This window comes from Rhodococcus sp. (in: high G+C Gram-positive bacteria) (assembly GCF_049286785.1).
In the GTDB taxonomy this organism is placed as follows: domain Bacteria; phylum Actinomycetota; class Actinomycetes; order Mycobacteriales; family Mycobacteriaceae; genus Rhodococcus_F.
The window spans coordinates 1-4572 of the sequence record NZ_JBAQEO010000464.1 but is presented as its reverse complement, the minus strand read 5'-3'; the positions used below and the strand labels follow the sequence as shown (position 1 = coordinate 4572).

5 protein-coding genes and 1 pseudogene are annotated in these 4572 nt (G+C 64.2%); all 6 read right to left on the bottom strand.

The genetic code is table 11. The features are described from left to right. Window positions 1-458: ABC transporter ATP-binding protein (locus WAW17_RS16870; protein ID WP_422334092.1), on the bottom strand; the 458-nt coding region annotated here is incomplete at its 3' end. Window positions 459-527: 69 nt separating this feature from the next. Continuing rightward, complete coding sequence (locus tag WAW17_RS16865) at window positions 528-1058, bottom strand: hypothetical protein (protein ID WP_422334091.1); 531 nt, start codon at window positions 1056-1058, stop codon at window positions 528-530. Next, on the bottom strand, window positions 1055-1633 hold the full coding sequence (locus WAW17_RS16860) for a hypothetical protein (RefSeq protein ID WP_422334090.1): 579 nt from the start codon (window positions 1631-1633) through the stop codon (window positions 1055-1057). The genes WAW17_RS16865 and WAW17_RS16860 overlap by 4 nt, the downstream gene beginning before the upstream one ends. Then, window positions 1609-3081: an MCE family protein gene (locus WAW17_RS16855; protein ID WP_422334093.1), complete on the bottom strand. Its 1473-nt coding sequence runs from the start codon at window positions 3079-3081 to the stop codon at window positions 1609-1611. Before WAW17_RS16855 ends, WAW17_RS16860 begins: the two co-directional genes overlap by 25 nt. Continuing rightward, window positions 3081-4232: an MCE family protein gene (locus tag WAW17_RS16850; protein ID WP_422334089.1), complete on the bottom strand. Its 1152-nt coding sequence runs from the start codon at window positions 4230-4232 to the stop codon at window positions 3081-3083. Before WAW17_RS16850 ends, WAW17_RS16855 begins: the two co-directional genes overlap by 1 nt. Next, window positions 4229-4572, bottom strand: a pseudogene (locus WAW17_RS16845) (mammalian cell entry protein); the annotation flags it as partial. The gene WAW17_RS16850 and the pseudogene WAW17_RS16845, both read right to left, overlap by 4 nt.

The following is a 4572-nucleotide window of genomic DNA, read 5'->3' as shown; positions in this document are numbered from 1 at the left end:
CGGGCCAGGCCGGCACGCTTGCGCATGCCGCCGGAGATCTCGCCGGGCAATTTTGTCTCGGCGCCTATCAATCCAGTCAATTCAAGCTTTTCCATGACGATCTTGCGGATCTCGGATTCGCTCTTCTTGGTGTGCTCGCGCAGTGGGAACGCCACATTGTCGTACAGGTTCATCGAACCGAACAGGGCGCCGTCCTGGAAGAGCACCCCGAACAGCTTGCGGATCTCGTAGAGCTCCTTCGAGGAGCACTCCAGGATGTCGGTGCCGTCGATCACGATCGAGCCCTGCTCCGGTCGGAGCAGACCGATCAGCGACTTGAGGAACACCGACTTACCGGTACCCGACGGGCCCAGCAACGCACTGACCTCACCGGACGGGAGAGTCAGTGTGACGTCCTGCCAGATTCTCTGCGAACCGAACGATTTGGTCAGGCCGCTGACTGAAACTTCGACACCCATCGAGTGACTTCCTTACGTCGAGTCGGAAACTTGTGTGGAGGGGCCGCGTGATCGGGGGTGTTGCGGGGCTCAGACCGGGCTCATTTCCGTGATCTGCCAGCTTTCGCCGTCGCGGTGCAGGGATACCTGGACGCGGCTGCCGTCGAGCTTGGGTGCGGGATTATCGGTGCTGGTGGTGGATTGGTTGAGAAACATCAGCACGGTGGCCCCGTCGGGGGAGGCGGAGACGATGGAGGACTCCACGACGGTCGCCGCGGTGATCACTTGCCGTTCCTTCGCGGAGGGGATGATCACGTCCTTGCTGACGCTTTCGAACTGAGTCCGGAAGTCGCCGCCGAGGTGCTCGAGAGAGTCGGTGAAGTGCTCGTCGACGGTGTTGAAGTCGTAGGACAGGATGTCGGGGACCAGTTGGGTGGCCTGCGCGAGGGCTTGTTGCCGGGTGTCCTCCAGTCGGAGACCGTGATTGGCCTTTACCGTCAGTGTCCCGCTGGCGATGGTCAGTGCGAGTGCGAGGACCCCGAGAGAGGTGAGGATCAGCGCTCGTTTCCGGCCGCTCCAACTGTCGACTACGGCGGTGATTCGGGTGATGTTGGTGATCATGCGACGAACTCCACGTTGGAAACGAGCCACTTGCTGTCGACGAGGTCGAGGGTCAATTTCATGCGGTAGACGCGCAGCTCGCCGTCCGGGGATTCGGTGTTCTTGACGGTCGAGGTCACTGCCGCGAGGACAGTGGCGTGATCGTCGCTCGAGTCGAGGACACCGGCGGACTTCACCTCCCCGGTCGATTCGACCTGTCCCTGGTTCAGGACGTCACCGAAGCCGCCGGAGGAACTGGTGAACTGTTCGTGGAACGGCCCGGTGGTGCCGTCGGTGACCTTCTTGATGTCCTCGTCGACGTTCTGGTGTCGCAGGGTGACCAGGTTGGTCGCCATTTGTGTGGCGGTTTCGAGGACCGCGCGATCGCGTGCCTCGTGGGTTCGGGTTGTCCGCCAGTCGTTCCACGACTTCACGCCGACTGCGCCGGCAGCGAGTGCGATCGCGGCGAGCAGGACGATCGCGGCCAGGATGATCCGGCCGCGGCCCGCGCTGTCCTCGGGGGGTGGTTCGGACCGGTCGATCTCGGTGTCGTCGGGTTCGATCTCGGGGGCTAACGCAGTAGCAGATTTTGCCATGTCAGTTCCTTCTCGGACTGTGTCGGGGAGTTGACGTCGATGGAGTACAGGGCGCCGTCTGGGGCGCGGAAGGTACCGGTGATCGGGTCGTAGGGGGCCGCGGTGATCACGGGGTTCTGTCCGGCATGCCACGCTGCCGGGGTGGCTGCCGCTGGTATCTGTAGGTTCGCCGCGCGGTCGGGCTGCGGTGCCGGGGTTGGTCCCGCCGGTGCATTCGGCGCAGGGACGTAGGGCTGGCCGGGTCGGGCCAGCATCTGCGGCCAGGCAGAGGGAAGTCCGCCGGGGCATTCACCGACCTCGGCAGTCCGCACGCTGGGGTCGATGGCGCAGGGGACATTACGGGCGCCGCGGACCACGCGGGGCTCGTTCGGTGGCAGCTTGCAGTACGGACTGGTCGCAGGTTCGGCCGGGGACAGATCGCTGGGATCGCGTCGCTGCGTCTCCTGGTACCCCTCGGTACAGGGAAGGGGGTTGGCAGTGTTGCCCAGCTTGATGTCCAGCGGCCCTTGACCGTAGGTACGGTCTTCGCCCTGAAGACCTTGGTGCATATGGTTGATCGCGGCCGACATCGCCGGGTAGATCACCAGAATCTGCCGAACACCGGGGACGTTGACACGCAACACTTCACCGACGCTCTGCAGATTCGCCAACAGCAGTGGCAGCGACGGTTGCAGGTCGGCCAGGGTTCCACCGACCGCATCGAAGAAGGCCGGTCCGTTGTCCAGCGTCCCCCGGATCTGGGCATCGTCCATGGTCAATTGCTCGGTGAACGACGCGAGATCGGTGGAGAAGCTCGCGATGTCCGGTCCGGCGTCGTTGACGGCCCCGAGGACCGGCTCCGCGTCGTTGATCAAGGTGGTGGTCGGTTTCAGTTCGGCCTGGGCGAGGGCGATGAGGGGACGCGCCGAGTCGATCAGCCGAGACAGGGCGGGCCCGGCACCATTGAAGGCATTGTAGGCCTCGTCGACCGTGGTCCTCAGATCCTCTTTGGGGAGGCCTTCGAGGAGCGAGTTGACCTCCTCGACCACCCTCGCCGCGGGTACCGGCAATATCGTGCGGGATCGATCGATCACATCACCATCGGCCAGGAACGGCCCCTCGGAGGTGTCCGGCACGAGATCGACGTACTGTTCACCGATCGCCGAGACACTGCGCACGTAGGCGTCGGTGGACTTCGGTATCGAGTGGTCCGAATTCAGCTGCAGGTGCACCGTTACGTGGTCGGGGTTCACCTCGAGCGACTCGACCACACCGACATCGACACCTCGGTACGTCACGAGCGCGTTCGCGTAGAGCCCGCCCGCACGTTCGAGTTCTACGTCCACCGAGTACATTCCGATGCCCGAGATCCGCTTCAGGCCCATGTAGTTGTAGACGGAGTTGCCCACGGCGACGATCGCGACCGCGGTGAAGATGGCGAGCTGCGCGCGGACCAGTTTCGAGCGGATCATCGCTGACCTCCCTGGGGTTGGGGTGCGCCGGTGGCCGGTGTCGTAGTCGGTGGTGTGCCGGTGGGCCGCTGGGTGGGAGCAAGAAGGGGGTTGGCGGATTGCCGCGCGGGGTTCAGTCCGGCGAGTTCGGAGACGGGGATGCTTCCGAGGACCTTGCCGCCCACCGTCTCGGCACTGAGGTCGAGGGTGAGGAAGAGGTTCATGTAATCACCGCGCAGCGCCCGGTCCGCAGTTTCGATCGGGAACGGGATGGTGCCGGCGATCTCCAGCGCCTCGGGGATCGAGTCACCGACGGAGGCGAGTTGGCTCAACGTCGGTTGCAGTGCTGTGAGGTTGGCGTGCAGATCCTCGCGGCCGCTGTCGAGAACTCTGGTTGCGATCTCACCGAATTCGCCGACGCTGGTGAGCATCGTCGTCAACTGTTGCTGCTGGTCGTTGAGCACTTGCATCCCCGGCGGGATGGTGTCGATGCCCCGGTCGAGCGTGTCGTTCTGTGCCCCGAGCTCCGCGGCGAGGCGGTCGAGTCCATCTATCGCGCGAACGATGTCGCCGCGTTGTCGGTCGAGCCCGCCCATGAGCGTTTCGAGGTTCCCGAACAGCTCGTGCAGGTTGTGCTCCCGGCCGTCCAGTACCCGAACCAGTTCCGAGGTGACGGTTCGAATTTGTTGCAGACCACTGCCGTTGAGTACCAGCGACAGCGCTGAGAGGACCTCTTCGGTGGAGGCGTACTGGCTGGTGCGTGCGATGGGAATGACGGCGCCGTCCTTCAGCGTTCCCGTCGGCTCTTCGCCTGCGGGCACCGACAACTCGAGATACTGAGAGCCGAGCACACTGGTCTGCGCCAACTTCGCGCTGACGTTCGCCGGGATCTGGGCGTCGTCGCGCAGGTCGAGAGTGAGGCGGGCGATCCAGTCCCGGCCGCCGATACGTGAGATGTTTCCGACGACGACGTTGTCGGCTTTGACCGGTGAGTTGCCCACGAGGTTCTGAATGTCTGCCAGTTCGACGGTGACCTGGTAGGTGTCGCCGTCGATCGCGTTGCCCGGCAGCGGAATCGAGTTGATGCCGTCGAATCGGCATCCGGTCGTGGTGACCGCCACACCCAATGTGAGTGCGGCGCAGGCGCTGAGGCGTCTGATCGAGATCATCGCGTTCCTCCACTCGGAGCAGGCGCGGCTGGGCGCTGACTCAGGCCGGTGGCGAGCGCACCGGTGGCTTTCGCGCATTCGTCAGCCGGTGCGTTGGCCGTGGTGAGAAGGGCGCAGATCAACGATCGCGGATCGGGAATGTCGGAGACGGCCAGCGCCCCGGTCAGTGAGTTCGAGTCGGGGTCGTAAGTGTTGTAGAAGTTCGAGAGCGTGGTGGGAGCGGTGTGGAGGATCGAAGCGAGGGTGTCTTCGCGATCGACGAGCAGCCGGGTGATATCGGTCAGTTTGCCCACATCGGTGGTCAGTGCCCCGCGATTGTTCTGGAGGAACTGGGTGACCT

What these genes read in the sequence shown, in the direction of transcription:
- WAW17_RS16865 (WP_422334091.1), bottom strand. Translation starts at nt 1,058, where the DNA reads ATGATCACCAACATCACCCGAATCACCGCCGTAGTCGACAGTTGGAGC.
- WAW17_RS16860 (WP_422334090.1), bottom strand. Translation starts at nt 1,633, where the DNA reads ATGGCAAAATCTGCTACTGCGTTAGCCCCCGAGATCGAACCCGACGAC.
- WAW17_RS16850 (WP_422334089.1), bottom strand. Translation starts at nt 4,232, where the DNA reads ATGATCTCGATCAGACGCCTCAGCGCCTGCGCCGCACTCACATTGGGT.